The 26,205-nt window shown below is 37.6% G+C and carries 24 protein-coding genes; 10 read left to right on the top strand and 14 right to left on the bottom strand.

The features are described 5' to 3' along the window. Positions 1–273 precede the first annotated feature (273 nt). Positions 274–2,292, top strand: coding sequence for an excinuclease ABC subunit UvrB (gene uvrB, locus CLV62_RS03095; RefSeq protein ID WP_110309333.1), 2,019 nt, complete (start codon positions 274–276; stop codon positions 2,290–2,292). Positions 2,293–2,358: 66 nt separating this feature from the next. On the opposite strand, the gene CLV62_RS03090 is transcribed toward uvrB, so the two are convergent. The 4 genes from CLV62_RS03090 to CLV62_RS03075 all read right to left on the bottom strand — a co-directional run bounded on the left by CLV62_RS03090 (position 2,359) and on the right by CLV62_RS03075 (position 6,738). Then, positions 2,359–3,216: a GIN domain-containing protein gene (locus tag CLV62_RS03090; protein ID WP_110309332.1), complete on the bottom strand. Its 858-nt coding sequence runs from the start codon at positions 3,214–3,216 to the stop codon at positions 2,359–2,361. A gap of 300 nt (positions 3,217–3,516) precedes the next feature. After that, a complete protein-coding gene (locus CLV62_RS03085) occupies positions 3,517–3,831 on the bottom strand; it encodes a heavy-metal-associated domain-containing protein (RefSeq protein ID WP_110309331.1) in 315 nt (104 codons plus the stop codon). A gap of 99 nt (positions 3,832–3,930) precedes the next feature. Then, positions 3,931–6,141 carry a TonB-dependent receptor gene (locus CLV62_RS03080; RefSeq protein ID WP_110309330.1) on the bottom strand — a complete coding sequence of 737 codons (2,211 nt, stop codon included), beginning with the start codon at positions 6,139–6,141 and terminating at the stop codon, positions 3,931–3,933. A gap of 147 nt (positions 6,142–6,288) precedes the next feature. After that, on the bottom strand, positions 6,289–6,738 hold the full coding sequence (locus CLV62_RS03075; protein ID WP_110309329.1) for a hypothetical protein: 450 nt from the start codon (positions 6,736–6,738) through the stop codon (positions 6,289–6,291). A gap of 203 nt (positions 6,739–6,941) precedes the next feature. Between CLV62_RS03075 and CLV62_RS03070 the strand changes: the two genes are divergently transcribed. The 5 genes from CLV62_RS03070 to CLV62_RS03050 all read left to right on the top strand — a co-directional run bounded on the left by CLV62_RS03070 (position 6,942) and on the right by CLV62_RS03050 (position 12,717). After that, positions 6,942–8,099 carry a TlpA disulfide reductase family protein gene (locus CLV62_RS03070; protein ID WP_110309328.1) on the top strand — a complete coding sequence of 386 codons (1,158 nt, stop codon included), beginning with the start codon at positions 6,942–6,944 and terminating at the stop codon, positions 8,097–8,099. 146 nt (positions 8,100–8,245) lie between these two features. Beyond that, the gene (gene greA, locus CLV62_RS03065; protein ID WP_110309327.1) at positions 8,246–8,716 is read left to right on the top strand and encodes a transcription elongation factor GreA; all 471 of its coding nucleotides are present in this window, start codon (positions 8,246–8,248) and stop codon (positions 8,714–8,716) included. 87 nt (positions 8,717–8,803) lie between these two features. Next, on the top strand, positions 8,804–9,205 hold the full coding sequence (locus tag CLV62_RS03060) for an HIT family protein (protein ID WP_110309326.1): 402 nt from the start codon (positions 8,804–8,806) through the stop codon (positions 9,203–9,205). Positions 9,206–9,492: 287 nt separating this feature from the next. Next, positions 9,493–9,996 carry a hypothetical protein gene (locus tag CLV62_RS03055; RefSeq protein ID WP_146212687.1) on the top strand — a complete coding sequence of 168 codons (504 nt, stop codon included), beginning with the start codon at positions 9,493–9,495 and terminating at the stop codon, positions 9,994–9,996. 273 nt (positions 9,997–10,269) lie between these two features. Then, positions 10,270–12,717 (top strand): ABC transporter permease, encoded by a 2,448-nt coding sequence (locus CLV62_RS03050; protein WP_110309324.1) that lies wholly within the window; start codon positions 10,270–10,272, stop codon positions 12,715–12,717. A gap of 24 nt (positions 12,718–12,741) precedes the next feature. Here the strand turns inward: CLV62_RS03050 and holA are convergent, their stop codons facing one another. Beyond that, complete coding sequence (holA, locus tag CLV62_RS03045) at positions 12,742–13,746, bottom strand: DNA polymerase III subunit delta (RefSeq protein WP_110309323.1); 1,005 nt, start codon at positions 13,744–13,746, stop codon at positions 12,742–12,744. A gap of 6 nt (positions 13,747–13,752) precedes the next feature. After that, positions 13,753–14,532: an AMP nucleosidase gene (locus CLV62_RS03040; RefSeq protein WP_110309322.1), complete on the bottom strand. Its 780-nt coding sequence runs from the start codon at positions 14,530–14,532 to the stop codon at positions 13,753–13,755. A 94-nt stretch (positions 14,533–14,626) separates the two neighbouring features. Between CLV62_RS03040 and CLV62_RS03035 the strand changes: the two genes are divergently transcribed. After that, positions 14,627–15,085 carry a type I restriction enzyme HsdR N-terminal domain-containing protein gene (locus CLV62_RS03035; protein WP_110309321.1) on the top strand — a complete coding sequence of 153 codons (459 nt, stop codon included), beginning with the start codon at positions 14,627–14,629 and terminating at the stop codon, positions 15,083–15,085. A gap of 65 nt (positions 15,086–15,150) precedes the next feature. Here the strand turns inward: CLV62_RS03035 and CLV62_RS03030 are convergent, their stop codons facing one another. Next, entirely contained in the window at positions 15,151–15,591 is a 441-nt protein-coding gene (locus CLV62_RS03030; RefSeq protein WP_110309320.1) for a carboxymuconolactone decarboxylase family protein, read from the bottom strand. A 162-nt stretch (positions 15,592–15,753) separates the two neighbouring features. Next, positions 15,754–18,054, bottom strand: coding sequence for a GH92 family glycosyl hydrolase (locus CLV62_RS03025; protein ID WP_245903983.1), 2,301 nt, complete (start codon positions 18,052–18,054; stop codon positions 15,754–15,756). 830 nt (positions 18,055–18,884) lie between these two features. Here CLV62_RS03025 and CLV62_RS21465 point away from each other — a divergent pair. Then, positions 18,885–19,076 carry a hypothetical protein gene (locus CLV62_RS21465; protein ID WP_146212686.1) on the top strand — a complete coding sequence of 64 codons (192 nt, stop codon included), beginning with the start codon at positions 18,885–18,887 and terminating at the stop codon, positions 19,074–19,076. Between the two features lie 593 nt (positions 19,077–19,669). Here the strand turns inward: CLV62_RS21465 and CLV62_RS03015 are convergent. Then, positions 19,670–20,083, bottom strand: coding sequence for a helix-turn-helix domain-containing protein (locus CLV62_RS03015; RefSeq protein WP_110309318.1), 414 nt, complete (start codon positions 20,081–20,083; stop codon positions 19,670–19,672). Between the two features lie 156 nt (positions 20,084–20,239). On the opposite strand from CLV62_RS03015, the gene CLV62_RS03010 reads away from it, so the two are divergent. Both CLV62_RS03010 and CLV62_RS03005 read left to right on the top strand, forming a co-directional pair. Further along, a complete protein-coding gene (locus CLV62_RS03010) occupies positions 20,240–20,479 on the top strand; it encodes a hypothetical protein (RefSeq protein WP_110309317.1) in 240 nt (79 codons plus the stop codon). Positions 20,480–20,582: 103 nt separating this feature from the next. Further along, on the top strand, positions 20,583–20,981 hold the full coding sequence (locus CLV62_RS03005; protein WP_110309316.1) for a hypothetical protein: 399 nt from the start codon (positions 20,583–20,585) through the stop codon (positions 20,979–20,981). A gap of 102 nt (positions 20,982–21,083) precedes the next feature. On the opposite strand, the gene CLV62_RS03000 is transcribed toward CLV62_RS03005, so the two are convergent. The 5 genes from CLV62_RS03000 to CLV62_RS02980 all read right to left on the bottom strand — a co-directional run bounded on the left by CLV62_RS03000 (position 21,084) and on the right by CLV62_RS02980 (position 26,113). Further along, the gene (locus CLV62_RS03000; protein ID WP_110309315.1) at positions 21,084–22,211 is read right to left on the bottom strand and encodes a metallophosphoesterase; all 1,128 of its coding nucleotides are present in this window, start codon (positions 22,209–22,211) and stop codon (positions 21,084–21,086) included. Beyond that, entirely contained in the window at positions 22,208–23,326 is a 1,119-nt protein-coding gene (locus CLV62_RS02995; RefSeq protein ID WP_110309314.1) for a metallophosphoesterase, read from the bottom strand. Before CLV62_RS02995 ends, CLV62_RS03000 begins: the two co-directional genes overlap by 4 nt. A gap of 109 nt (positions 23,327–23,435) precedes the next feature. Then, complete coding sequence (locus CLV62_RS02990) at positions 23,436–24,116, bottom strand: zinc metallopeptidase (RefSeq protein ID WP_110309313.1); 681 nt, start codon at positions 24,114–24,116, stop codon at positions 23,436–23,438. 214 nt (positions 24,117–24,330) lie between these two features. After that, on the bottom strand, positions 24,331–25,605 hold the full coding sequence (locus tag CLV62_RS02985; protein ID WP_110309312.1) for an adenylosuccinate synthase: 1,275 nt from the start codon (positions 25,603–25,605) through the stop codon (positions 24,331–24,333). Between the two features lie 16 nt (positions 25,606–25,621). After that, positions 25,622–26,113: a Fur family transcriptional regulator gene (locus tag CLV62_RS02980; RefSeq protein WP_110309311.1), complete on the bottom strand. Its 492-nt coding sequence runs from the start codon at positions 26,111–26,113 to the stop codon at positions 25,622–25,624. Between the last annotated feature and the right edge of the window lie 92 nt (positions 26,114–26,205).

The following is a 26,205-nucleotide window of genomic DNA, read 5'->3' as shown; positions in this document are numbered from 1 at the left end:
AAAACTAATACAAATTTATCAAATGACAAAAGTCCCTAAACCGAATTATAATTTATTATATTCTTTCTACAAAATACGTATATAGATCCTCTTTCTCTTTACTTTAGAGTTTATTCTCACAAATCATTCTATGAAACAGAGATTGCCAGCTCAACAGAATATGTTAAAAACAGGAGTGAAAAATATTTTTTCTAACGACTCGTGTCTTTTGATACATTTCTCTCTATAATTTTTATTTATAGCTATCTTTGCAGTATATCATTTATATCTATTATGGATTTTAAGATTACCTCAGCATATAAACCCACCGGAGACCAACCTACGGCCATACAGGCTTTAGTAGAGGGTATCAATGGTGAAATTCCTCATCAAACTCTCTTAGGAGTTACAGGATCGGGAAAAACATTTACGATAGCCAATGTTATACAACAGGTTCAGAAACCGACATTAATACTTAGCCACAACAAAACTCTGGCAGCTCAGTTGTATAGTGAATTCAAAGGTTTTTTTCCTGAGAATTCCGTTGAATATTTCGTTTCGTATTACGATTACTATCAACCCGAAGCATATATTCCTTCCACTAATACATATATAGAGAAAGATCTATCTATCAATGATGAAATAGAGAAACTTCGATTAGCAACCACATCTGCCTTGTTATCGGGTCGGAAAGATGTTATTGTAATATCGTCTGTCTCTTGTTTGTATGGTATGGGAAATCCCGAGGATTTTGCCAATAATACAATTCTTATAGAAAAAGGAAAAAAACTGGTAAGGGATAAATTTCTGCGGGACTTAGTCGATTGTTTATATTCCCGAAATGAGGTAGAATTCTCACATGGCAATTTCCGTGTGAAAGGCGACACAGTAGATATATTTCTGGCATACGCTGAAATAATTATCCGTGTCATGTTTTGGGATGACGAAATAGAAAGTATTGAAAGCATCGATCCCCTGACTGGAGCAAGGATAGAACGATTTGAAGAATACCGCATCTATCCTGCCAATCTATTCGTTACCACCAAGGAGAGGATACACAGGGCGATAGACGAAATATCAATAGACCTTGGAAAACAGGTTGATTTTTTCCAGTCCATAGGAAAACCATTAGAGGCTAAACGTCTTTACGAAAGGGTCACCTACGATTTGGAGATGATTCGTGAAATAGGGCATTGTTCGGGTATAGAAAATTATTCGCGCTATTTTGACAATCGCCCTCCCGGTACTCGTCCTTTCTGCCTTTTGGACTTCTTCCCCGATGATTATCTGGTAGTAATAGACGAAAGTCACGTAACACTTCCGCAGATACGCGCCATGTACGGAGGCGACCATTCCCGAAAAGAGAACTTGGTGGAATATGGATTCCGCCTGCCTGCTGCTATTGACAACAGACCTCTGAAATTTGAAGAGTTCGAATCGCTCGTAAAGCAGATTATATATGTAAGTGCTACTCCTGCCGACTATGAACTGATTCAATCGGAAGGTGTAGTTGTGGAGCAATTGATACGTCCCACCGGATTATTAGACCCTCCTATCGACATTCGCCCGAGCCTCAATCAGATTGATGATTTAATGGAAGAAATCCAAATGCGGGTGGATAAGGATGAACGGACATTAGTGACAACACTGACCAAACGTATGGCTGAAGAGTTAACCACTTATCTGGCTAATAACGGTGTAAAATGTAACTATATACACTCAGATGTTGATACCTTGGATCGTGTTCAGATTATGGATGATCTGCGTAGTGGTATATTCGATGTATTAGTTGGAGTGAATCTGCTTCGTGAAGGGCTCGACCTGCCCGAGGTATCGCTTGTAGCCATATTGGATGCTGATAAAGAGGGCTTTCTGCGATCTCACCGATCATTGACCCAGACCGTGGGACGTGCAGCCCGTAATGTGAATGGAAGAGTTATTTTCTATGCCGACAAAATAACCAACAGCATGCAATTGACTATAGATGAAACAAATCGTCGTCGGGAGATTCAGCTTGCCTATAATGAAGAGCATGGGATCACTCCTCAGCAGATAAAGAAAGCCAGAGGTTCTGCATTGGGAGGTAAAGGAACAGACAATGAACCCAAACCATATATCGAACCTACTCATATGAATATCGCAGCAGAAGCGAGAGCCGGTTATATATCGGAAGCAGACCTGAAAACGGCTATTGCCAAAACAAAAAAGCATATGACAGAGGCTGCTAAAAAGCTGGACTTCCTCGAAGCTGCTCAATACAGGGATGAGATTATTCAGTTGGAGGATTTGCTAAAGACGCATAATAAAAAATAAAAGCAGGCTTAATTCAAAGCCTGCTTTCTTCCAGATTATTTAATTTAAGACTAAAAGTCTGTTATCTTAATTAGAAGATGTACCGGATGGCAATTCGGCCGGAAATATCTTACCTGCACCATTGATAGTTCTATCAACTTGTTTTGGCGATCCCAAATAGGTGATATGCCCACTTCCATTTATTCTGGCCTTCAAATATCCCGATGCATAAGCATGAATTTTTCCCGATCCGGAAATCCCCGTATCGGCATTCTCCGACTTCACGTTCAGGGCACTGATTACGCCATTTCCTTTAACCCTCAGGTGAGTGATATTGGCTGCACCGTTTTTTGCTGTAACAGTTCCTGAACCTGTAACCGATGCTGAAAACCTCGATGCTGAAACTTCTTCTATTTGTATGTCTCCCGATCCGGTGATATAAAGCGATAAATCGGGTGATTCTAATTTTGCAGCCTGCAGCAGTCCATTGCCTTTAATATAAACATTCATATTACTCACATGAAGTTTATCGGTAGTAATAAGTAGTCCCGATCCGCTAATGGATAATTTCAAACCGGCAACATCCATATCGCCTTTCAAAACAACTTTTGAATTTCCGGCTACCGATACTTCAGCCAAGTTTTTAGAATTGGTATATATTTTTACATTTGCCTCCTCATTATAGAAGTTCACTCCGGTATTTCCCATATTACTACTCACAGATAGTTGACCCGATTGGCTACTAACATTTATATTCTTGCGAAAGTCTTGCCCAACTTCTATACGTAAATATGCTCTTTGATCGGTTTTTTGTTCGTAAACAACCTCACATCTACCTGTAACGGAGAGCTTGGTGTAATCACTTATCGAAACCTCTTCCGACACAACTTCGCTATATGCAAAAAGGGTGCATAGACTCAGTAAAATACTTAATGTTATTTTCATTATAGTTTTATATTAATTAAATCAGATATAAGATTAGAGTAGTTTAAGCTAAAAAATCCATAATTACAAGCTACAAATATATAAGAAACCCTTTCAGGTTCCTTATATAAGTAAACAATACTATTTATTTCAACATTTAATAAACGCAAAGACACGAAGCCGATAAGGTTATTTTTGCAGCTAAATAAGAATTTCTTTGCCACTTTGCGGCTTTGCGTTAAAATGAAAAATGTTAGATTAATTTTTATTGATTACTTATTTGCTTTTCAGAATAAAAAAGTGTGAAATATCATTACCTCATCACTTCGTATCTTCATGTACTTTCACTTCATAACCTAATTTCTCAATGGCTTTTTGAAGTTTTTCCTGATTTGTTTTATTTTCGTGATAAACAACCATCACAGTTTTACTGGGAAGATCAACTTTCATATCGCTGACTCCTTTCTCGAAAGCAATATTTTTTTCTATTTTTTTCTTGCAATTATCACACGTCATCGATACATCGAATGTGACCTCTTTCTTATCGTTCTTCTTTTCTTTCTTATCTTGAGCATAGGTATTAAAGCTCAAAGATACCAGACATAACATAATGATTAAAACAATTTTTGATTTCATATTCCTAAGGATATTTTGTTAAACAAATATTTAGAGCCTCCCCAACCCTCCAAAAGAGGGAGTCGTTTCTTTCCTTTGGGGAGATTAAGAGGGGCTGCCTTACTTACCAATAGTATATCTGAATCCAAGATAAAACCTGCGCCCTTGTGTGGGGCCCCATGCCATAGTAGCATCAAAATTCTCACTATACGGATTTTCTGCCGAAATTATCGGATTCTTTTGGATGAAATCTGTAAGGTTCTCACCTCCTGCATAAACGCTCCAAGTTCGGAAAAATTTTGTAATCTGGGCATTCATTACCACAAAAGATTTAAATCTGTTGTCCCAAAGAGGATTTTCGGCATCGGGAGTCGGCATACGTCCTCCCCCGTTGAATTGCGAAGTCAGATCGAATTGCCACTTTCTCAATGGAGTTTCGTACGAGGCTGTCAATAAAGCTTTATAATCACTTACCAGTGGTTTTTGTAATTCTTTGCCTCCGTAATTCACTTTCGTGTTCATCCATCGGTAGGAAGCCAGAATATTAAAGCCTCTGAATAACGGGTATGTAGCCTCCAATTGTACAACATGTGCATGAGATTTACCATTAAGATTATAGAAACTTACAGCACGCGGATCGGCTTCCATATCCATCACCACTTGTCGGGAAAAATCTGTATAGAACCATTCTGCTGAAAAAGTAAGTTCCTCACCATTAATGGGGATATGGTATGTTCCGCTAAGACCATAGTTCCATGCGCTCTCCTGTTTCAGATTATCGGCGATATTCAATGTTCGGCTACTCGCTAGTAAATAACTATTTTCGGCAAGTACAAAAACCGAACGATATCCTTTTCCGGCTGATGCCCTGAAATAAAGGTTAGGGCTTACATTGTATTTAACATGCAAACGGGGTGTTACAAACCAATCGTAAAGAGAACTGTAATCGGCTCTTAATCCGGCAAGAACAGTCAGCTTGTCATTTAAGTTCATTGTATACTGAGCATAGGCTCCCGAAACAGCTTCCCTGTCGGGCTGTTTACCCGAAACCAATTGAGGTATAGAATAGGACTGTCCGAAATTATCCCAGTTATAGCTCAGACCTGTACTGATTTTATGCATCGGAGAGAAATCCTTTTCATACATCAATGAGGCATATGCATTACTCTCGTAGAGATTGTAACGGCTTATATCAGAAAAACGTGACTTCTGATCGTGATACGAACCCGATACTATCAATGCTACACTTTCATTCTTATCGGGGTCTATGACATAGCCGTTTTTAGTAAAAAACTCGGCTCTGTTCGTATAATTAAAAATCTGATAGGGATCGTGCATAGCATCACTTTGTATAGTATGATGATCTTGTCCGCTTATACGCTCATCGTTCAGGAATTTCACTCCTGTTTGAGATATAAACTTACCGGTCTGATAATGCCATCTGTTCATTATATTAAACTGATGTTTCTTGGGCATATCAAGAAAGCCGTCGTTATTTGCATCATGGCTTCTTTTTTCATTCGAGTAGTGGAGAAAAAGCCCGGTCGACAGGTTTTCATTCACTATAATAGCTGCATCGGCATTTCCTTCGACACGTCCGACATCTCCCAAAAACAAATTAAGACTCAAAGGATCGGCGGTTGTGGGCTTCTTGTAGTCGACATTCACCTGACCCGATATAGACTCAAATCCGTTTTTCACAGAAGCTGCACCTTTGGATATCTGTACACCTTCCATCCACGGACCGGGTATATAATCGAGTCCGTACACCTTGGCTGCCCCTCTGAAATTAGGGAAATTTTCGGTCATCATCTGAACATAATTACCCGATATACCGAGTAGCTGGATTTGTTTTGCTCCTGTTACGGCATCACTATATACCACATCGACTGATGGGTTGGTCTCGAAACTTTCACCCAGATTACAGCATGCGGCACGGGTTAGTTCTTTTACGGTTAGTTTTTCTGTTTTGAGTAAATCGGTACGCGAACTTATACGTCCCGATACCGATTTGGTAACTACAACCTCCCCCAGTTCGGTGCTTTCGGTGAGAATTATATTCTGGAGGTCATTAAAACTATGGATGTGTGTTACACTATGTGTGTAGCCGATATAAGATACACAGAGCATATGGTCTTTACCTGATTTTCCTTCTATTTCAAAGTAACCGTTTTCGTCTGTCACAACTCCCGCTTTAGCATTCTCCCATTGTACCTGTGCTCCTATGACGGGAGTTTTATCGGGTGCGTATACATACCCTTTCAGCTTTTGAGCAGCAAAAGTAAAAATAGGGATAAACAGTAATAATATGATAAGTTTAAATTTTTCCATTGAATTCTTAATTGTTTGATTAGGTCTCAGACCTTTTTATTGCTTTGGTCAGTATAAATAACCATAGTTGGCTGTAATACGGAATAATAGTTGCACAAGATAACCGAGTTACCCGTACAACAAAACCTTGCTTTACAAACAATAAAATCAAATAATAAGAACTCTGATCATACTCAGATAATTACGGGGGGGAATGGGAACAGGGTCTCGTGCTTCACCAACAACAAGGGATTCGTTATTATCCGAAGCAGGAAGGTAGCCGGAAATAAAAGCAGAGACCATTGTCCAAACCATTGACTGCAATAGGTTTGGTTGATAAACGGAACGATCGAGATCCATCGAGACGCGCTTTGCTTCACAGCATTTTTCTGCATGACTGCTTACGCATAAAGAAACATCTTCGGAATGATCTTCCTGAGAGCAACATGAGGGAGACTCGCTTTTCATTTCTGTCATCGAACATGCCTCAGCATGCAACTGCATAGACATAACTTTATCTATACATCCCGAACAACAAAGATCTACAACAGTAACTCCGGCTCCAACGAAAAATACAATTGCAGCCAGAAATAAAACCAGTATGTTACGATATTTCATCTTCATATCCGGCAACAAATATATGGATTCGCTGCTTATATAACAAAAGAATAGTAATTGTTTAGTATTTTTTATTCATATATTTGCAAAAACATTTACCATTAAGGTCTCAGACCTATTTATTGCTCCGGTAAGTACAATAATGAGAGACAGTTATAGTTCTAAAATGTAACAATAGATATTTACCATTACTTACTTATATTATGAAGATATTTCAGAATCTACTAGCCTTTTTTATTTTGTGCGCCCTTGTATCGTGTTCGGATAAAGGACCCAAATTTGTTATCGAAGGAAAAATATCTGACACAGCAGATACAACCATGCTTTATTTGGAGAAGCGCGAATTGAGCCAGATTACTCTGCTCGATTCTGTTAAACTCGGCACAAAAGGTGAATTCAAATTTAAAGGAAAATCAACTCCTTATCCCGAATTTTATGTCCTTCGTCTCAACGGGCAGGTTATCAACTTAGTAATCGATTCTACTGAAACGATCAAAGTAAACGCTTCTGCCGGAACGTTTGGAACGGAATATACTGTAGAAGGTTCTGAATATAATGTTCAGTTAAAAGCGATCACTTTAGCACAAAACAAAGCCAGCCAGGCATTAGATGATCTTCAAAAAAGGTTTACCAATAAAGAGATTCAGGAACAGGAATACTTTGACCAGATACAGATTATTGCTTCTGAATATAAAGATGCTGCACTGAAAATAATATTTTCAGACACTAAAAACCCTGCATCTTATTTTGCTTTATTCCAAAAGGTAAGAGGATATTTATTTTTCGATCCTTATGATAAGTCTGACTATAAACCTTTTGCAGCTGTAGCAACAGCATGGGATCTGTATTATCCGAATTCGCCACGCACAAAGCATCTGCATGACTATACTTTGAATGCCATAAAAGTGCGCAGACAAGGCGAGCAACAACCTTTTGATATAAACAGTGCCAATGAAGTGGACGCCGCTAAATATTACAATATTGAATTACCTGATGTTAATGGTACACCCATAAGCCTTTCTTCTCTGAAAGGAAAGGTTGTTTTATTAGATTTCACTGTATATCAGTCTGAAAAGTCTCCCGAACATAATATCATATTGAACAGATTATATAATAAGTTCAAACCTGATTTTGAAATATATCAAGTTTCTTTTGATACTGATGTGCATTTCTGGAAAAACTCAGCATCGAACATACCTTGGGTTGCTGTACACGAGAAGAAGTCGTTGGATTCGCCGCTTGTTACCAGATTCAATGTACAGGCTTTGCCCGCTCTTCTATTAATTAACCGTAATGGGGAGATTGTAAAACGCTTAGTACCAGGAGAAAATATTGAAACTGAAATCCAAAAATTATTATAATTATGTGATAGGATTTTGTTTTGTCCGAAATTTAAGTATATATTTGCATCAAGCATAAAAAGAAAAGGAGTTCTGGTCTATACGACAAGGATTCTTTTTCTTTTTATCTCTTATAAAAAGTACTAATCTTTAATTAACATTTTGCTATGGCTGTTACTTACATGACCGCAGAAGGTTACGACAAGTTGAGAGAAGACATCAACTTATTGGAAACAGTGGAAAGACCTAAAATCTCAAAACAAATTGGAGAGGCTCGCGATAAAGGCGATCTTTCCGAAAATGCTGAATACGATGCAGCAAAGGAAGCTCAAGGTTTACTTGAGGCCAAAATAGGACAACTTAAAAATCTATTAGCCAACGCCAGACTGATAGACAAGAGTTCTATTGGCATAGACTCTGTACAGATTCTAAATAAGGTTACGATAAAAAACACCAAAAACAATCAACAAATGACATATATGTTGGTTGCCGAAAGTGAAGCTAACCTTAAAGAGAACAAGATTGCAATAAATACACCGATAGCCAAAGGATTGATGGGTAAAAAGGTAGGTGAAGTTGCAGAGATAAAGGTACCTAACGGAATGGTGTCTTTTGAAATCATTGATATATCTATCTAAAGTCTCTTCTAAGTATAGTTAACTGATGACTGTTAACTGATTTTAAAAGTATCAATACGTATTTACATTATTTAAAAAAGAGGTAAGATGTCGACTATTTTCAGTAAAATAATAAAAGGAGAAATCCCATGCTATAAGATTGCCGAAAACGACAGTTTCTTTGCTTTTTTAGACATCAGACCGATGACTAAAGGACATGTACTGGTTATACCGAAACATGAGACAGATTATCTTTTAGACCTGGATGATCAGATATTATCTGAAATGATTGTATACAGCAAAAAAATAGCCAAAGCTATACAAAAGGCAGTGCCTTGTAAACGAATAGGGCTTATGGTGATAGGAATGGAAGTTCCCCATGCTCACATACATTTAATACCGATCAATGCCGAAAAGGATATGAACTTGTCTAATCCCAGATTAAAGTTATCGGAAGACGAATTCCAACAAATCACTAAAGACATTACATCTGAATTGGAAAATATCTAGGTCAGAAATTTCCACAAATAACTAAAGGGTAAGCACAAGTGCTTACCCTTTTTTCTTTTATAATAGTCCGATCTCGAACCTGCTCAGACCTCACCATGACCAGGAAGAAACGGTAGGGGCAGATCTATGTGTCTGCCCAATATCGGGCGAACACATAGGTTCGCCCCTACAATGCCGGGGTAATTTATGCCCTTTGGCTCCTTAGCGTTTAAAATAATCCGTTGTTTACTCTTTTAAGGTGTATGCAATATGTCCCTACAAGCTTTTTATCTATAAAAGAAAGTATTATGGGGAAGTTTAGCCAGTCACTTGTCGAAAAGGTTGCGGCATTAATAGAGGAGGATAATTATACAATTACCGAAATATGCCGTATTGTGAGCATTAGCCGCAAGGTATTCTATGAATGGAAAGTAACCCAACCTTCTTTTGCCGAGGCACTGCAACAAGCGGAAGAAGCACGGGAAGAGAAATTGAGGCAGAGAGCCCGCCAATCGATGCGGCAAAAGCTGGAGGGGCACAGGCAGGTAGAAACAAAAACAACGTATGTGGCTTCGAAGGATAGCGATGATCCTTATAGTCTGGTAGTAAAAGAATATGTGGTAAAGGAAAAATACTGTGTACCCGAAACTTCGGCTATCGTATATTCTTTATCGGGTGGATATAACGAGTCGAAAGGCAGGAAACAGGCACAGGCTCCGAGTCCGTTGGTGATCACTGTAGACAGCGAAAAGACCAAACGGGATCTGGAAAGGTTACAAAGGAATCTGAGTGAGAAAAAAGGCTCGTGTTAGGTGTCACTTTTGTTACTTTTGTTACCTTTTTAGCTCTTGTATATTGAAAATCAATTGTTTGAAAAACTCTCAAAAGTGACACTTATTAGTCATTTACTGTTTACTTTGTTACCTGCTGATTCTTACTATTTGTAAATATTTTTAACCCGAACTGTATAATTATTTTACAATCGGAGAATGTAATTACTTATTAAAAACCTGTTAATCAGATCTCTATTTTTTTGGCACGAGTTTAGTACTCTATTTGACAGAAAAACCTTATATAAATATCCCATGAAAGCTATATTTCTCAATTTTCTGCATGTGATAAAACGATTTAAAACAGCATCAGTATTGAATATACTGGGACTATCAGCCGCACTGGTGGTATTTACCATTTGTGCTATACAAACCTATTGTGATTTAACGTTCAACAACAGCCTGAAAAATGCCGATAGGTTATACCAACTTTCAATTTATCAGGATACTAACTATGGAAAATGGTGGAATTTTGACATGTATTATAAATATTCGGAAATTATCAGGGTGAATCAACCCAAGTTTAATGCTTCGAATATGGTACGGGTTATCAGCTCTACGGATTTAAGTGTAAAGTATAAAAATAAGGGGGAGCAATTCAATACAAAGGTATCTGTAACTAGTGTAGAACCGCAGTTTTTAGACATTATTGGATTGTATATTATTGAGGGTAACGGTTCCAGTACCTTGGCAGATATAAACAAGGTAATCATTAGCGAGAAAACAGCTAAACGACTCTTTGGGGACAAAAGTGCTATGGGAGAACTGATATCTGTTTCAATGCCTACAATTCATAGATCTGAAGATGGACTAAGTAATTCATGGGATTATGTGATGATGCCTGTATGTGCAGTTTACAAAGATTTTCCAACAAATACAAGCTTCGATAATGGAATATTTACCCGTCTGGCTCCGGATCGATTTGAGGGATTTAGCCCAGAGGGTAGTATCCAGGTAGGGGGCAATTTTCGAACTTATTATTTATTGGATAATAATCAAAAGTTAGCCGATCTGGAAACTATTTTAACTGATAAGAAACTGCTTGATTTGATCAACTTAGTTCCCCCTCAAAAAGAAGATATTAAAAATGCGAAAGGAGAAGGAGATTGCGAAGTTTTAAAGAAAGGCTTAGAGTTGACTCCTTTGTGTAACATACATATCAGCCATCCTGAAACAGTGGGGCAAAAAGCTAAAAGCTGGTCAAGTATTTTGGCACTCATGGCTATAGGCGCAGTTACGTTGTTGATAGCCTATATTAATTTTATGAATTTTATAACAGCTATGGCTCCCATGCGGATACGGTCTATCAATATTCAGAAAATATTAGGAGCAAGACGTGATCTGTTAGGTATTTCGATTGTTTTAGAAACTTTGATGTTTACATTCTTCTCGTTTGCTATCGCTCTATCGGCAGTTTACTATATAAGTACCAGTGTTATTGCCAATTTTTTCACAGCCAGTTTATTGCTGAAAGATAATGTGGCGATTATTATAGGATTGGGTATTATTCTTACGCTGGTAAGCCTGTTAGTAGCACTTTATCCGGCGTTCTATTTAACCTCGTTTAATCCTGTAGCCGGTTATGGAGGAGCAGGAGCAGGAAAAGATGGAAAACAATTAAGGAATGTACTGACTACCATACAATTTGCGGCTGCAAGCATACTCATATTGGTTACACTATTTATAAAACTGCAGCACGAGTATTTCAGGTCATATGATCTAGGTATGAATTCAGAAAATGTATTAGTGGTTAACAATAAAGACTTGGATTGGCAGCCTTTATTAAACGATGCTAGTGCTTATATGCAAGAAGTTACAGGGACAGGCGGCATTGTAAACAGTACAGCCAGCAGTTTCCGCTTAGGATCAGGAATCCCTAAGTTTGGATTTATGGTAGCAGACAAACAAATCATGTATTCGGCAATGGAAGGATCAAAAAATTTCCTTGATTTCTTTGGCATAGAGGTATTAGAAGGAAAGGAGAATCTCGATAATAAGGAGAAAGAGAAAATAGAGGCAGTAAATCAAAAGATGATAAATCAGTATGGAACGGAAGTTGTTGAAAACAAAATAGTCAAAGTAAGTGCTGTTGTAGTAAGTGATTTTAATTTTATGCCTCTCTACGAAGATATGTCCCCATTAAGTATCGTATTGTATGACAACCCCAAATATTCGAATATATATTTTAAAGTAAGCGGTGAAAACACAGATAAATCAATTAAACATCTGGAAACCAAGTGGAAGGAATTTACCACAGCACCTTTCGAATATCATTTTATGAATGAGTTGGTAGACAACCTTTATAAGCAGGAAAGTAATCTGGCATCTTTGCTTTCGATCTTCTCTCTTACTGCTATCCTCATCGCTATTATGGGGGTTTACGGGTTGGTCACCTTTAATTCGAAGTATAGGGCTAAAGAGATTGCTATCCGTAAAGTACAGGGATCTACCATCGAGCAGATCATGTTATTGTTGAACAAAGGAATGTTAACACAGTTTGTTACAGCCTTTATTATTGCTGTACCTATCGCCCATTATATTGTCAGCAAATGGCTCGAGCAGTTTGCCTATAAGACGCCGATATATTGGTGGGTATTCCTGTTAGGAGCATTGATAGTACTGCTGATAACTATTCTGACCGTAAGTGTACAAAGTTATCGCGCTGCCACTGCAAACCCTATCGGAGCATTAAAAAACGAGTAACTTGCTCTTATTAGGAGAGAAAGACTAATGCATAATCTTAAACAACAACTCTCTCAAAAGCTCGCCATCGGGAGTCGAAGGATTATCTACGCCTTTGCATTTAGCATCGTAAGTTCTTAAGAGTGACATGATTTGCATGGTCTTAAAAGCATTATACCCTTTAAGTGCAAGCACATAGTCTTTTGCCTGAAAACTGTTTCTAAACCCTAATTCGGCAGCAATACCATTCTCTGATTTGTCTTTAGCCCAATAACAAATCATTAGATTGCTAAAGAAGTTGAACAATACTACAAGCGTAACAATCAAAGGGTTATTCTTGGGATTCTTCTCAAAATAATCTGCAATCTGATTGGCTTTGAAGGTATTCTTTTCAACAACAGCTTTTAAGAGTTCATAATTATTGAAGTCTTTGCTTATGCCGATATTACTTTCGATGAGTTCTGCGGTAATACGCTTTTCAGAAGGAGGTATCGACAATAGTAGCTTGTCAACTTCATTTACAACCTTACTAAGGTCATTACCCAAATAGTCGGTCAACATCTGAGCCGACTTCTGATCGATTCCCAATCCCTTTGTACTGACAAATGAGGTGATGAAGGCAGGCATTTTATAGTCGGGAATCTTCTTTGATTCAAAGACAACACCGCATTTCTCTATTCCGGCATAGAGTTTCTTGCGTTTGTCTATTGTACCGTTCTTATAATTCAATACCAATATGGTACTGGCCAAAGGATTTTTGAGGTATATCTCTAAATCCTCTATTTTCTTTAACCCTTGCGCCTCTTTTACTACAATCAATTGATGATCGGACATCATCGGAAAGCTGCGAGCCAAGGTAATCACTGTCGGCACATCGGTTTCTGATCCGTACAATATGGTTTGATTAAAATCGCGTTCTGTCTCAGGAATGACTCTCTCTAAAATAGCATTCGTGAGATCATCAATATAATAAGGTTCGTCCCCCATCAAAAGGTAGATGGGGTGAAACTTACGTGATACTATATCTTTTTTAATTTGTTCGAATGACATCTCTTATCAAAAGTCTTCGAAACGAAGATGTTTTACTGTAGATCCGTTATTGATCAGTGTAGTCAAAGCTTTGATTCCGATCATCACATGCTCGTTTACAAAATTTTGAGTCACAATACTATCGCTTCTCTCAGTTTTTACTCCGTCCGAAATCATAGGTTGGTCAGACACCAAAAGCAAAGCTCCTGTAGGTATTCCATTTGCAAAACCACAAGTAAAGAGTGTTGCAGTTTCCATATCTACTGCCATAGCTCTTATCGAGCGAAGATATTCTTTAAATTTATCATCATGTTCCCACACCCTACGGTTGGTAGTGTATACTGTTCCTGTCCAATAATCTTTATTAAAATCACGTATGTTAGACGATAACGAACGTAACAGATTAAATGCAGGCAACGAAGGTACTTCGGGGGGAAAATAATCATTGGATGTACCCTCTCCTCTGATAGCTGCAATAGGAAGAATATAATCTCCCAATTGGTTATGCTTTTTGATACCTCCGCATTTGCCTAAGAATAGAACTGCTTTAGGTTCAATGGCACTCAACAAATCCATAATAGTAGCTGCATTAGCGCTACCCATACCGAAGTTAATTATCGTGATTCCGTTTGCCGAAGCATTAGGCATATTACCATCCAGCCCTAATATAGGAACGTTAAAGTGATTGGCGAATATCTCGACATACTTCGAGAAATTAGTCAATAAAATATGTTTTGTGAACTGTTCTAACGGGCGTTTAGTGTACCGAGGTAACCAATTGTCTACAATTTCTTGTTTAGTCTTCATAATAAACCTATTTTTGTTTTATACAAAGAAGCCTTATTTCCTCTTCGGAAAGCAATTCTTCTTCTGGTGTTATTACTAAACAAAGATAGCAAAAATGTTAGAACTAAATTTACCTCAATATGATCCAAAAATAAAAAAAACGGATAAATTATATATATGGGATCAAATTCGTTCTAAGTATGTGGCTCTTACGCCTGAGGAATGGGTGAGGCAACATTTTATTAACTACCTGATAACAGAAAAACAATATCCTTCTTCTCTCATCGCTAATGAAACCCAGATATCACTCAATAATCAGCGCAAGAGATGTGACTCGGTGGTCTACGATAATTACTTGAATCCCTTAGTGATTGTTGAGTACAAATCTCCTAACGTAAAGATAACCCAAGAGGTATTTGATCAGATTGCCCGATATAATATCGTTCTTAAAGTGAAGTACCTCATCATATCAAACGGATTGGAGCATTATTGTTGCTGTATAGATTATGAAAATCTCGGTTATGAGTACCTCCCCGATATTCCTTTTTATTCAGCATTAAATAAGAACGGTTAATAACAAAAATGAGGGTAGCCGTTATTTATGGTTACCCTCATAGTATATATACAATTTTGAATGGCTTAATCTAAAGGAAGCAGTGTACTCACCCCTATTCTGTTCCATGCATTAATAGTCACAATAGCCATAATTACTTCGGCTAATTTTTCTTTACCCAGTAATGCCTCTGCTTCTTGATATGTTTCCTCAGAAACTCCGCCTTCACTTATCAGGGTTATCTCCTCCGTTAGAGTCAGGATAATTCTTTCTGTTTCTGTGTACAACTCTGTTTCATGCCAAACATTCAATAAGTAGATACGTTGTTCTGTTTCGCCTAGCTTACGGGCATCCCTTGTATGCATATTGAGACAATAGGCACATCCATTGAGTTGCGATGCACGAATTTTAATCAACTCCTTCTCGATAGGAGATAAAGTTGTAGTATGCAAATACGCCTCTAATTTTAGCATAGCTTTGTATGCTTCAGGAGCTACTTCGTGTATTTTTATTCTTTTCGATTCCATAATTCTTTGTTTATTAATGATAAACAAAACTACATCAATTATGTTTCAATAAAATTAATCTGGTTTAAGAAAGTCTGAGAGTACAAACATTTAATAGTCAACACAAGAAGAGGCTACCTTTCAGGTAACCTCTTCTTATTCTTAGATAGAAAAATCTATTTCTTATTTAACCGAAACAGGTCTGTCTGCTTTATCCACTCCAAATGTTTTTGAAGGTTGAGCACCCATTTCAAACTCTAAAGTACCACCTGCAATTACATCTCTGTGATTGATATACGATTTAGTATAAGGTTTGCCATTCAGCTTAGCACTCTGGATGTATTTATTCTCGGGATTATTGTTCTTGGCAATCACTGTAAATGTTTTGCCACCGCCTAGTTTTATGGTTGCTTCTTTCATCTGCGGGCTACCAAATATATAGTCGCCGCCGGCAGGAGCCATTGGATAGAATCCTAATGCCGAAAGGATATACCATGATGACATCTGGCCAACATCTTCGTTTCCGCTGATACCGGCTGGTTTATCGAAATAAAGAGTTGTCAATACTTCACGTACCTTTTCAGCCGTTTTCCATTGTTGCCCCACAAATGGGTATAGATATAGAACATGGTGGCTAGGCTCATTTCCATGTGCATATTGTCCGATAAGACCACTAATGTCAGGAGAAGCTTCTGCACCCAGATCACCTTGAATAGTAAACAATGAATCCAGCTTGGTTACGAAAGCTTCTTCGCTTCCAAATAAACCGATAAGACCATTTACATCATGAGGAACCAACCAAGTATATTGCCAAGCGTTACCTTCTGTATAATCATCCTCACGGTGAGTAGAATGTAATGGATTGAACGGTACACGGAATGTTCCTGTAGAAGAAAGACCTCTCATAAACTGAGTTTCCTTGTCGAAGTAATGTTTATAAGACTCGCTTCTTTTGATGAAGTAATTATAATCTTCAGTCTTACCCATTTCTTTTGCTACCTGAGCCACACACCAGTCTGCAATAGCATACTCCAGACCTTTAGCTACCGATTCGAAAGTTTCTTCTTTATCGTAAGGGATATAACCATATTCTTTCAACCAGTTAAGACCTCTTTCGTCTAACATGGCAGAAGTTTTCATTGCTTCGAAAGCTGCTTCTTTATCCGCATCAGCAACAAAACCTTTAAGGAACAAATCTCCCATTACAATAATGCCCGGATTACCGACCATACAGTCGGTTTCATTAGACATCAAGTGCCATACAGGTAGTTTACCTTGTTGTTTAAAGATTTGCAAGAAAGTCTTAGCTACATCAGTTGCCAATTCAGGATGAATAATCGTTTGCAACGGTTGAGCCGCACGATATGTATCCCACAATGAGAAGGTTGTATAATTTGTAAAGTCATTCTTTGTATGAACCTGTTTGTCTGTTCCCCAATAGTCGCCATTCACATCAGCAAATACCGATGGAGCTACCATAGAGTGGTACATAGCTGTATAGAAGTTACGAAGATCGGTTTTGCTATCCGATTTCACTACTATCTTATTCAGTTCTTCGTTCCATGCCTTATCTGCATTTGCAACTGTCTGGTCGAAATCCCATCCGGCAAGCTCAGCTTCCATATTCTTCTTTGCGTTTTCAACACTTACAGGAGACAGAGCCACTTTGGCGTATACTTTTTCTCCGGCTTTTGTACCATCAAAGAATACCTGGCCATAGATTTTACGCATAGGTGTTTTTGATCCTTCGTATACAGCGGTAGTATCTAAGATCGTAAACTTAGATATTGGTTTTGAAAATATTGCCGTAAAGTAAATGCGTTGATCTTTTGCCCATCCTTTAGAAAAGCGGTAACCCGAGATTACGCTGTCGTTTTCCTGAACCAAAGCACCGTCAACGGGCATATCCCATCCGATACCATGCTCTAAGTCGATGATAACTTTAGGGTCTGTTGATTCGGGGAATGTATATCTATGGAAACCTACCCGTTTAGTAGCTGTCAATTCCACATCAATATTAAATCTGTCTAAGTGGACAGAGTAATATCCTGCTTTTGCAGTTTCTTTATCGTGAGAAAAGTAAGAGTAAATTCCCGTAGATTCGTCTGGTAACGTACCTCTAGTTAATTTAACATCTCCTGTTGCAGGCATAAACGAGATATCGCCTAAATCGCCGATACCTGTTCCGCTAAGGTGCATATGTCCGAAGCCGATAATAGTAGAATCGGAAATATGATATCCCGAACACCAATCCCATCCCTGACTATGTTGTGTCGGCCCTAGTTGAACCAATCCGAAAGGAACGTTTGCGCCCATAAACACGTGTCCATGATCACCCGTTCCGATGTAAGGATCAACGTATTGAGTCAGATTTTCGAGTGCAGCATCTTTCTGCCCTTTGTCGCTACAAGCAATTGCACCGAGCATCAAACCCGTACAAAGACTCAGCCCCAAAGCGTTTCTCATGATTTTTTTTGTTACCATACTTTAGTTAACTTATTTAAGATTTTTGACAATGAAGGTCTCAGACCTATTTATTACATTGGTAAATATAAACAATACCATCAGCTTGTGCCGGATAGTATTGAGATAAATACCTCTTGTTTATTATATTAATTTGTTCTTGTGTACTTTGTTCACTCGTCTGTATCGGGCTGACACATAGGTCTGCCCCTACGACTAAAAATATAGCATTAACTATTTTATACTACTTGCTTTCTCTAGTTTGTGTAAAAATAGTAATAATTTTCCAAATGAAATTACAGTTCATCACCTCAATGAGGTATTCGTCCTTTTTATTACCGCTATTACGACACCCTTGAGAAAGTAACACTTACTATACAGTCGGGTGGCAAATACACGTTTGGGTGTTACTTTCATAACCCTTCTTAAGCCACTTAGAATCAAATAATAAACAAAAAATAAAGGTGACAAGGGTTACATTCCCCGATTATTTCCTGTCACTTTAGGCACCATTCATTTTCAACGTTTTACCTTCAAAAAGGTTACAAAGGTAACAAAAGTGACACTTTTTCCGATCGTTTTATATTGTTACCTTTTTCCTTTCGGTGTACCTTCTGTCTTATTAAAGATAAATAATGATAATCGGTAGTTGGATTATATAAAACGCTCTTTTAAGTTATTTATACTACGCGCAATCAAAGATTGCTTGTGTTCCTTTTGCCCAAAGCCGCAAAAGGAACCAAAAAGTCTTTGCCGACCACTTACGGTGGTGATCCGTTAACAACTTGCCGTCGGAATAAAATAAGCCGTCCTGTCGGACTTTTTGTATTTTATTCTTTTCGACTGCTTCGTTGAACGGATGCCTCACCCCCGAAGTAAACGTCGGCTTTGCTTACGCCCGTCAGGCTCTCCGACCTTGGCGGTTGCACGGGGTACCCGATGTGGGAGGAAAGCGTAAAAAACAAAAAGTAATCAAAGTCGAAAGTAGTTTTTTGTTTTCGCTTTCAAACACTTATCGGGTCGGGCAAAAGGCTCAGGCTTGATCTTTTGTTTCGTTTTGCATCAAGGCAAAATGAAAGACAAACCCGAGAGGGTGCGTCAGTAAAATATTACAGATAATCCAAATAATGACTGGCATTAATAATGATAATCGGTAACTAATCTCCAACAATTGGTTATAAGCTTGGAGTAGGCGAAGCCCAAGCGAGTTATGCGAAAATGAAAGATAATCTGTTTACAAAAAAAGGCTTTTCGATTCTACTCCTCTACAAAATATAAGGAATATCAAAGTTCCAATAGCAAATAACAGCAGTAAGGAACTTATTATATAATAAGGAATTCCTTTTTCCAGATAATGTATTAGAAAAGAAAATATTACAGTAGGTATTATTATAATAATAAGTATAATCTGGTCACCTAGACCATAGCCGAAGGTTATTACATCAGTAATTGTTAATAGTATAACTAAACAGAGGATTGAAAAACTTATGAAATTACTGGTTGTCATTAATACGATTTAAAAAATATTTTTAATTACTCCCCATCTCTACATATTCCTTAATCTTCAATTTACTGATATATTCTGCAATACCCCTCAGTAGTTCTGCTTTTGGAATCAACGCATCGATATCCTCTCTCAATTCCTCTCTTTCAACAACTTTTCCAATAAAGCAATCTTCTCCTGTTCTTTTTCCAACAGCTTTTCACATAACTCTACTATTTTATCAACGGGATTAAATTGATTACTACTATGATCTTCTATAAAATAAGCTTGATTCAGTTTTTCATTATTATGGTTATTCTCAAATATCAAAGTGACAGGATCTTCTTCCAAATCTTTAATCAGTTGTGGAGCAACCCCCAAAACCTCAGCAAACTTTTCAATCATATCGTCCTCAATTACTTTCTTGGATTCATACATCGAGACCATTGCCTGACTCATGCCCAGTTCAATTGCCAATGCTTCCTGTTTTTTGCCCAGTGTATGGCGAAAACGTTTAACTGCGTGTCCGTGATGCGTATTTTTCTCTTTCTTATCTAATGTTTCCATGTCTCCGGTATTTTTTCATTTTTAACAAAAGTAAGTAAATTCTTTAATAACCTTATGTTTATAAGCCGAATAATTATAAGTATAACCGTACTCTTTCCTGCATAACTCATTCTATATCTTTTTCTTTGTATCGATAACCTATACTGAATTTTAGCGATGACAAACCTATTGAATACTATTCTTTCACCGACACAGCCTGAATGCCAGAGTATACCTGAATATGTAGGTAAAACTTTCGATAGTATAACCGCAAAACATCAGGATTATAAGGCTCTACCCTATGTAAATAAAGGCAATGAGACATTATTGGTAGAGATCAGATTTGAAACTTCAATATTGAGTTGTATTATCGAAAACGATATCTGTACGGAAGCATATATATTTACGGATGTATAATTTAAGGTCGCAGACCTTTTTATTGCTTTGGCAGGCATAACAACCAGAGATAGTTATACTGATAAAATATCGCATTAAATATGAAACATTACTTAAAACAATTATGACCACATTAAAAGAATCTCCCTATACTTATTTCTCCGGTCTGTTGAAATATGGAAAGAGTGTGCTGAATTGTTCTTTGGAATCGATCGAAGAAAGCTTTTCCACATACGAACATTGCATTAGCCGTTACTTCAATAAGTCGGAATGGCACACAAGAATCGAGATACAACTAAAAAATGCAACATTAACATGTTCTATGGATAGCGAAAATAAATGCCAGATTGCCTATTTGCTTTTAGATAACCTGTCTGATATAGGGCATTACATCAGATATTGTGACCAAACGCATCCCTATAATCACGAAATCGACAGATGGATAACCGACTACGGATATTTACGTATTTCTTTTGAGGCGGAGCAGCTATTTTTTGTATTAATGCCCGTATCCGCTACCTAAGTAGCGTTAAATATTTAATGCGAAATTTTATCAGTATAACTGTCTCTGGTTGCTATGCTTGCCAAAGCAATAAAAAGGTCTGCGACCTTATTTCAAGATAGATCAATCGAAATGCAGATTTAAGACCACTATCTCCGAAATAGTACCTATGCGGTATTGAGGTCCTGCAAGACCTAATCCCGAAGTGACATAAACATGTGTATTGTCTTTCTTTTTATACCCATGTCCTACTTCATATATCATACTCATAATTAAATTATAGGGGAACAACTGTCCGTTATGTGTATGCCCGTAAACAGCCAGATCGGCTTGCTCGGAAGATTCCTCGGATAGTCTTTTGGGTTCATGATTCATTACAATTACAGGCAGCTGTTTATCTACGTGCTCCATAATATCGGGTAGCGATTTTCTGTTTTCAGCATGATCGTCCTCTCTACCTACAATATAGAATTTGTCGGCTACCTTTATAGCAGTATCTCTCAACATAGTCATGCCCGTTTCCGATGCTAACCATGCTATTTTTTCTTCACCGTTCAGTCGGTATTCATGATTCCCCGTAGACGCATACACTCCATAAGGAGCTTTCAATCGACGAAACTCTTCATCCATTTTCTGATCTATTAATGGGGGCAGGTCGTAATCTATAATATCGCCGACTATAAGAATAACATCAGGCTTTTGCTCCATAATCTTATCCACATACATGCTTAAGACACCCTTGTCAATCAGATGACCTGCATGAATATCTGCAACCATCACTACCCGAAGATTTTTAAGTCCATCTGCTTTTTTATTGACAGTCAAATCCATTTCTGTTACAACAGGATGCCAAAAGCGGTAATGACCATAGCTCATTGAGGAAATAACAACAACCAGCGATATCACAAGGAATATTCTTTTTAATCCGATTTTTTGCAAATTCAGTTTTCGTATCGGATCGAACCACCGTCCCTGAAATTGAATAAAATCATAAATAAGTAACAGGGCTGTTGTATATCCGATAAGTACCATCCACCATGTACCAACCAATAAAATCGGTTTTAGAATTGTAGCCGGTAAGTTGACATTGAAAATAAGTCCTGTCAAATACACTATAAGCTCTATTATAAACAATAAAGCATAAGGTATTCTATACGCGTTCTTCTTTGGTAAAACCTGCCACCCCCGAACAAATACATATACATTAAATATGAGATGCACTATAAGTGCTTGAAATAAGAAAACTTTCATTTCGTTTTCATTTTAATTACTGCATATTCGGACTGAGTACCGATGCGGAACTTTCCACCCCAAAGACCCATTCCCGAACTTACATATACATTTGTATTCCCTTTCTTCAGATAGCCATACGAATCTTCGTAGATCATATCTGTTATTAACGAAATAGGCCATATCTGTCCACGATGAGTATGCCCCGAAAATTGAATGTCCACTCCATTATTTTCGGCTTCTTCCAGATTATAGGGTTGATGATCCAATAAAATAATCGGTTTCGACTTATCCAATGAATCGGTCAACATGGCAAGAGGCTTACGGTTTGGGTTCGATTTATCATCGCGCCCTACCACATAGAACATACTATCAATTAAAACAGCAGAATCTCTGATTAGTTTAATGCCTGATTCTTCTATAAATTTGGCAGATGCCGCAGCCCCGCTTATATATTCATGGTTGCCCATAACGGTATATACTCCATATTTCGATTTTATCTTCCTCAAGTCCTCCGACATATTCTGAGCTATCAAAGGCCTTAGGCTACTATCTATAATATCTCCTGCAATCAATACAATATCAGGATTCTCTTTATTAATAAGTTCCACCCATTGTTGAAGTTCTCTTTTCCCGATTCCATAACCGAGGTGCATATCACTGAGAGCTACTATGGTCAGAGAATCTCCGTCACCTATATTCTTTGTTATCTCAATAGGTAAATCTACACGTTCTTTTATCCGGTATTTCAGGTATCCGCATAGCATCAGCAAACCGATAAAGCCTACCGTAAGACCGAAGCTCAACCAATTGTCCTTTGTATATTGATTCAGCGTATCTCTTGGCACAAGACGGGATGCACGGATCAAATCGGTTAGCAAATTGAATATGAAAAAGTAAAGAAATATAAAAAGCCAAGAGGTTCCGATTGTATATAAAACAGAAGTCACTGAAACCGGAAAATGTTCACCGGCCAGAAATAGAAGAAATATAGACCCAACCAGTATCACAGCTATCCCGATCAGCAACGAACGGGTTATGGCATTTAAGGGAATTACAGTCCAAGCCCTGTAAAAAACATAATAATTACCTGCTAAAAAAAGCGAAAGGAAAACGATAAAAAAAAGATACTTCATGATTAATCAGTTACAAGTAATTAGTTACGAGTTACAAGCTTGTTTTTTTAGAGAATGTAAAAAAAGAGTAACTATAAGGTTACTCTTTCTATTTTGGAGGGAATAAGGATTATCTCCTGCTTCCCAGTGCGATAAAGATATAATATATAAGAGTTGCCAAAGAACCTAAAGCAGCTACAACATAAGTATATGCAGCCCATTTTAGAGCGTCTTTCGCTTTATCCTTATTAGAATCTCTTACAATACCGGCAGTATTAAGCCATACTAATGCACGATTACTAGCATCAATTTCAACAGGTAATGTTACAAAACTAAAGATTGTAGTCATTGCAAACAAACCTATACCTATCCATATCAATATAGGAAAAGTATTAATCATAAAAATACCTGCCAGCAATACCCACATCACCCATTTAGATGCAAAACTAACTGTTGGCACCAAAGCCGATCTTAATGTCAAAGGTCCATAGGCTTTTGCGTGCTGTACAGCATGACCGCATTCGTGAGCTGCAACTGCTGCTGCCGCTACACTATTGCTATGGTATACACCTTCACTCAGATTCACAGTCTTATTGCCCGGATTGTAATTATCCGTCAGCATTCCCTGAGTAGAAATAACCTGCACATCATATATTCCATTATCGTGTAACATCTTCAATGCAACATCTCTACCTGTCAGACCGCTATCTAATGGCACTTTTGAGTATTTTTTAAATTTGCTTTGCAAAGTAGCCGATACAATCCAACCTCCTAAAGCAATTATACCAAATAAAATCCATCCGTAAAACATAATCTTATTATTTTAATTAAGGTCTCAGACCTGTTTATAACTTTGGCTGGCATAAGTACAACTGATAGTTATAACCGAATTATTTTGTATAATACTTATTGTTACTTAATAGCCTTTTTTACCTTATAATTATCTCTATCAAAAGATATGCCAAAGATAAACATATTAATTGTTTGTAAATTTGATAATTACTTAAAAAAGGCTAATCACGGATTCACACGAAATACTGGCGTTTAATAGTCTGATCACGATCAGGACCTACCGACACTATACTGATGGTAACATTTAATTCTTCTTCCAAAAAATTGACATACTCTATAAATTCCTGAGGAAATTCTTCCTCACTCTGCATTTTTGTCATGTCCAGATTCCAACCCGGTAGTTCTTTATATACAGGTTTTACATTATCTCCAATTTCGAAAGGAAACTCTGTTGTTTGTTTTCCGTCAATTTCATAAGCCACACATGCCTTGATAGTTTTAAACGTATCCAACACATCACTTTTCATCATGATCAACTGAGTTACTCCGTTTATCATTATAGCATAGCGAAGTGCAACCAGGTCAATCCATCCACAACGACGAGGGCGTCCTGTTACCGAACCGAATTCAAAACCTAATTTACGAAGTTCGTCTCCGGTCTCGTCAAATAATTCTGTAGGGAAAGGGCCGCTTCCCACTCTTGTACAATATGCTTTAAAGATACCGAATACCTCTCCAATATTGCTAGGAGAAATACCCAAGCCGATACAAGCTCCGGACGATATTGTATTAGATGAAGTAACAAATGGATAAGAACCAAAATCAATATCCAACATAGTACCTTGAGCACCTTCTGCTAATACTGACTTATTTTTAGACAATGCTTTATTTATATAATACTCACTGTCTACAAATGTAAATTCCTTTAGTTTCTCGACACCGCTAAACCATTCTTTTTCGACTTCAACTAAAGAACTGCAATCGAAATTATACTGATTCAAAATATCCAAATGTCGGGTTCTGACTTGTTGGTATTTCTCATCGAAACCACACAAAAGATCTCCGACTCTCAGACCTCCACGACCTACCTTTTCGGTATATGTTGGACCGATACCTTTGCCCGTTGTTCCTATTTTCGAATCGCCTTTTGCTTTTTCATAACAAGCATCTAACAAACGATGTGTAGGTAAAATAAGATGAGCTTTTTTAGATATAAGCAAACGTTTAGTCAGATCATGTCCTGATTTCTCCAAAGATTCAACTTCTCCTTTGAATAAGGCTGGATCAAGAACAACGCCATTACCTATGATATTGACTTTATCTCCTTGAAAAATTCCCGAAGGAACCGATCTTAAAACATATTTTTCACCTTCGAATTCGAGCGTATGCCCTGCATTAGGTCCTCCCTGAAAACGGGCTACCACTTCATACTTCGGAGTCAATACGTCCACTATTTTGCCTTTACCTTCGTCACCCCATTGTAACCCCAGTAGTACATCTGCTTTCATTTCTTTTTATTGGTATTTATTTTATTTTTTCTGTCTTTTTGTTTTTCTTCTCTGCTTGTTGCCTTTCTTTTAAACACTTTGCGCATGTACCATATATATACATACTGTAATATGCTATTTTAAATTTAGCAAACCTTTTTTGCTGAGTCTGAGTAAAAGGATTGGCATTCTTATATTCTTTTACTTTTCCACATGTTGTACAAATCAGATGGTCATGATTTTCGGCTCCGTATATACGTTCGTACTGAGAAATATTCTCTCCGAACTGATGCTTTACAAGCAAGCCACAGTCTAAAAGTAATTCGATTGTATTGTACAATGTCGCTCTGCTTACCCTGATACTGTGGGTGTTCATTGTTTGAAAAAGTGAGTCGACATCAAAATGTCCTTTTGTGGAGTAGATATGATCAAGTATGGCAAAACGTTCGGGTGTCTTACGATGTTTATGCTGATTGAGGTATTCAGTAAACTTATTTAAAACTTGTTCTTTTATCTTCTGATTGTCCATTTTACCAGATCAAGAATAGCAAATATACGTTTTTTTGATGAGATCACATAATCTAAAAAAAGAATAGGTGATCGTTTTTCGATCACCTATTC

Source organism: Indolivaga alginatilytica, from assembly GCF_003201355.1.
Classification (GTDB): domain Bacteria; phylum Bacteroidota; class Bacteroidia; order Bacteroidales; family Dysgonomonadaceae; genus Dysgonomonas_A; species Dysgonomonas_A alginatilytica.
Note: the sequence above shows the minus strand (reverse complement) of the source record. Positions and strands in the feature narration are given on the sequence as shown.

Bases quoted from the DNA above. Each gene is read 5' to 3' on its own strand.
- uvrB (WP_110309333.1), top strand. From the start codon at position 274: ATGGATTTTAAGATTACCTCAGCATATAAACCCACCGGAGACCAACCT.
- CLV62_RS03090 (WP_110309332.1), bottom strand. From the start codon at position 3,216: ATGAAAATAACATTAAGTATTTTACTGAGTCTATGCACCCTTTTTGCA.
- CLV62_RS03085 (WP_110309331.1), bottom strand. From the start codon at position 3,831: ATGAAATCAAAAATTGTTTTAATCATTATGTTATGTCTGGTATCTTTG.
- CLV62_RS03080 (WP_110309330.1), bottom strand. From the start codon at position 6,141: ATGGAAAAATTTAAACTTATCATATTATTACTGTTTATCCCTATTTTT.
- CLV62_RS03075 (WP_110309329.1), bottom strand. From the start codon at position 6,738: ATGAAATATCGTAACATACTGGTTTTATTTCTGGCTGCAATTGTATTT.
- CLV62_RS03070 (WP_110309328.1), top strand. From the start codon at position 6,942: ATGAAGATATTTCAGAATCTACTAGCCTTTTTTATTTTGTGCGCCCTT.
- greA (WP_110309327.1), top strand. From the start codon at position 8,246: ATGGCTGTTACTTACATGACCGCAGAAGGTTACGACAAGTTGAGAGAA.
- CLV62_RS03060 (WP_110309326.1), top strand. From the start codon at position 8,804: ATGTCGACTATTTTCAGTAAAATAATAAAAGGAGAAATCCCATGCTAT.
- CLV62_RS03055 (WP_146212687.1), top strand. From the start codon at position 9,493: ATGGGGAAGTTTAGCCAGTCACTTGTCGAAAAGGTTGCGGCATTAATA.
- CLV62_RS03050 (WP_110309324.1), top strand. From the start codon at position 10,270: ATGAAAGCTATATTTCTCAATTTTCTGCATGTGATAAAACGATTTAAA.
- holA (WP_110309323.1), bottom strand. From the start codon at position 13,746: ATGTCATTCGAACAAATTAAAAAAGATATAGTATCACGTAAGTTTCAC.
- CLV62_RS03040 (WP_110309322.1), bottom strand. From the start codon at position 14,532: ATGAAGACTAAACAAGAAATTGTAGACAATTGGTTACCTCGGTACACT.
- CLV62_RS03035 (WP_110309321.1), top strand. From the start codon at position 14,627: ATGTTAGAACTAAATTTACCTCAATATGATCCAAAAATAAAAAAAACG.
- CLV62_RS03030 (WP_110309320.1), bottom strand. From the start codon at position 15,591: ATGGAATCGAAAAGAATAAAAATACACGAAGTAGCTCCTGAAGCATAC.
- CLV62_RS03025 (WP_245903983.1), bottom strand. From the start codon at position 18,054: ATGGTAACAAAAAAAATCATGAGAAACGCTTTGGGGCTGAGTCTTTGT.
- CLV62_RS03015 (WP_110309318.1), bottom strand. From the start codon at position 20,083: ATGGAAACATTAGATAAGAAAGAGAAAAATACGCATCACGGACACGCA.
- CLV62_RS03010 (WP_110309317.1), top strand. From the start codon at position 20,240: ATGACAAACCTATTGAATACTATTCTTTCACCGACACAGCCTGAATGC.
- CLV62_RS03005 (WP_110309316.1), top strand. From the start codon at position 20,583: ATGACCACATTAAAAGAATCTCCCTATACTTATTTCTCCGGTCTGTTG.
- CLV62_RS03000 (WP_110309315.1), bottom strand. From the start codon at position 22,211: ATGAAAGTTTTCTTATTTCAAGCACTTATAGTGCATCTCATATTTAAT.
- CLV62_RS02995 (WP_110309314.1), bottom strand. From the start codon at position 23,326: ATGAAGTATCTTTTTTTTATCGTTTTCCTTTCGCTTTTTTTAGCAGGT.
- CLV62_RS02990 (WP_110309313.1), bottom strand. From the start codon at position 24,116: ATGTTTTACGGATGGATTTTATTTGGTATAATTGCTTTAGGAGGTTGG.
- CLV62_RS02985 (WP_110309312.1), bottom strand. From the start codon at position 25,605: ATGAAAGCAGATGTACTACTGGGGTTACAATGGGGTGACGAAGGTAAA.
- CLV62_RS02980 (WP_110309311.1), bottom strand. From the start codon at position 26,113: ATGGACAATCAGAAGATAAAAGAACAAGTTTTAAATAAGTTTACTGAA.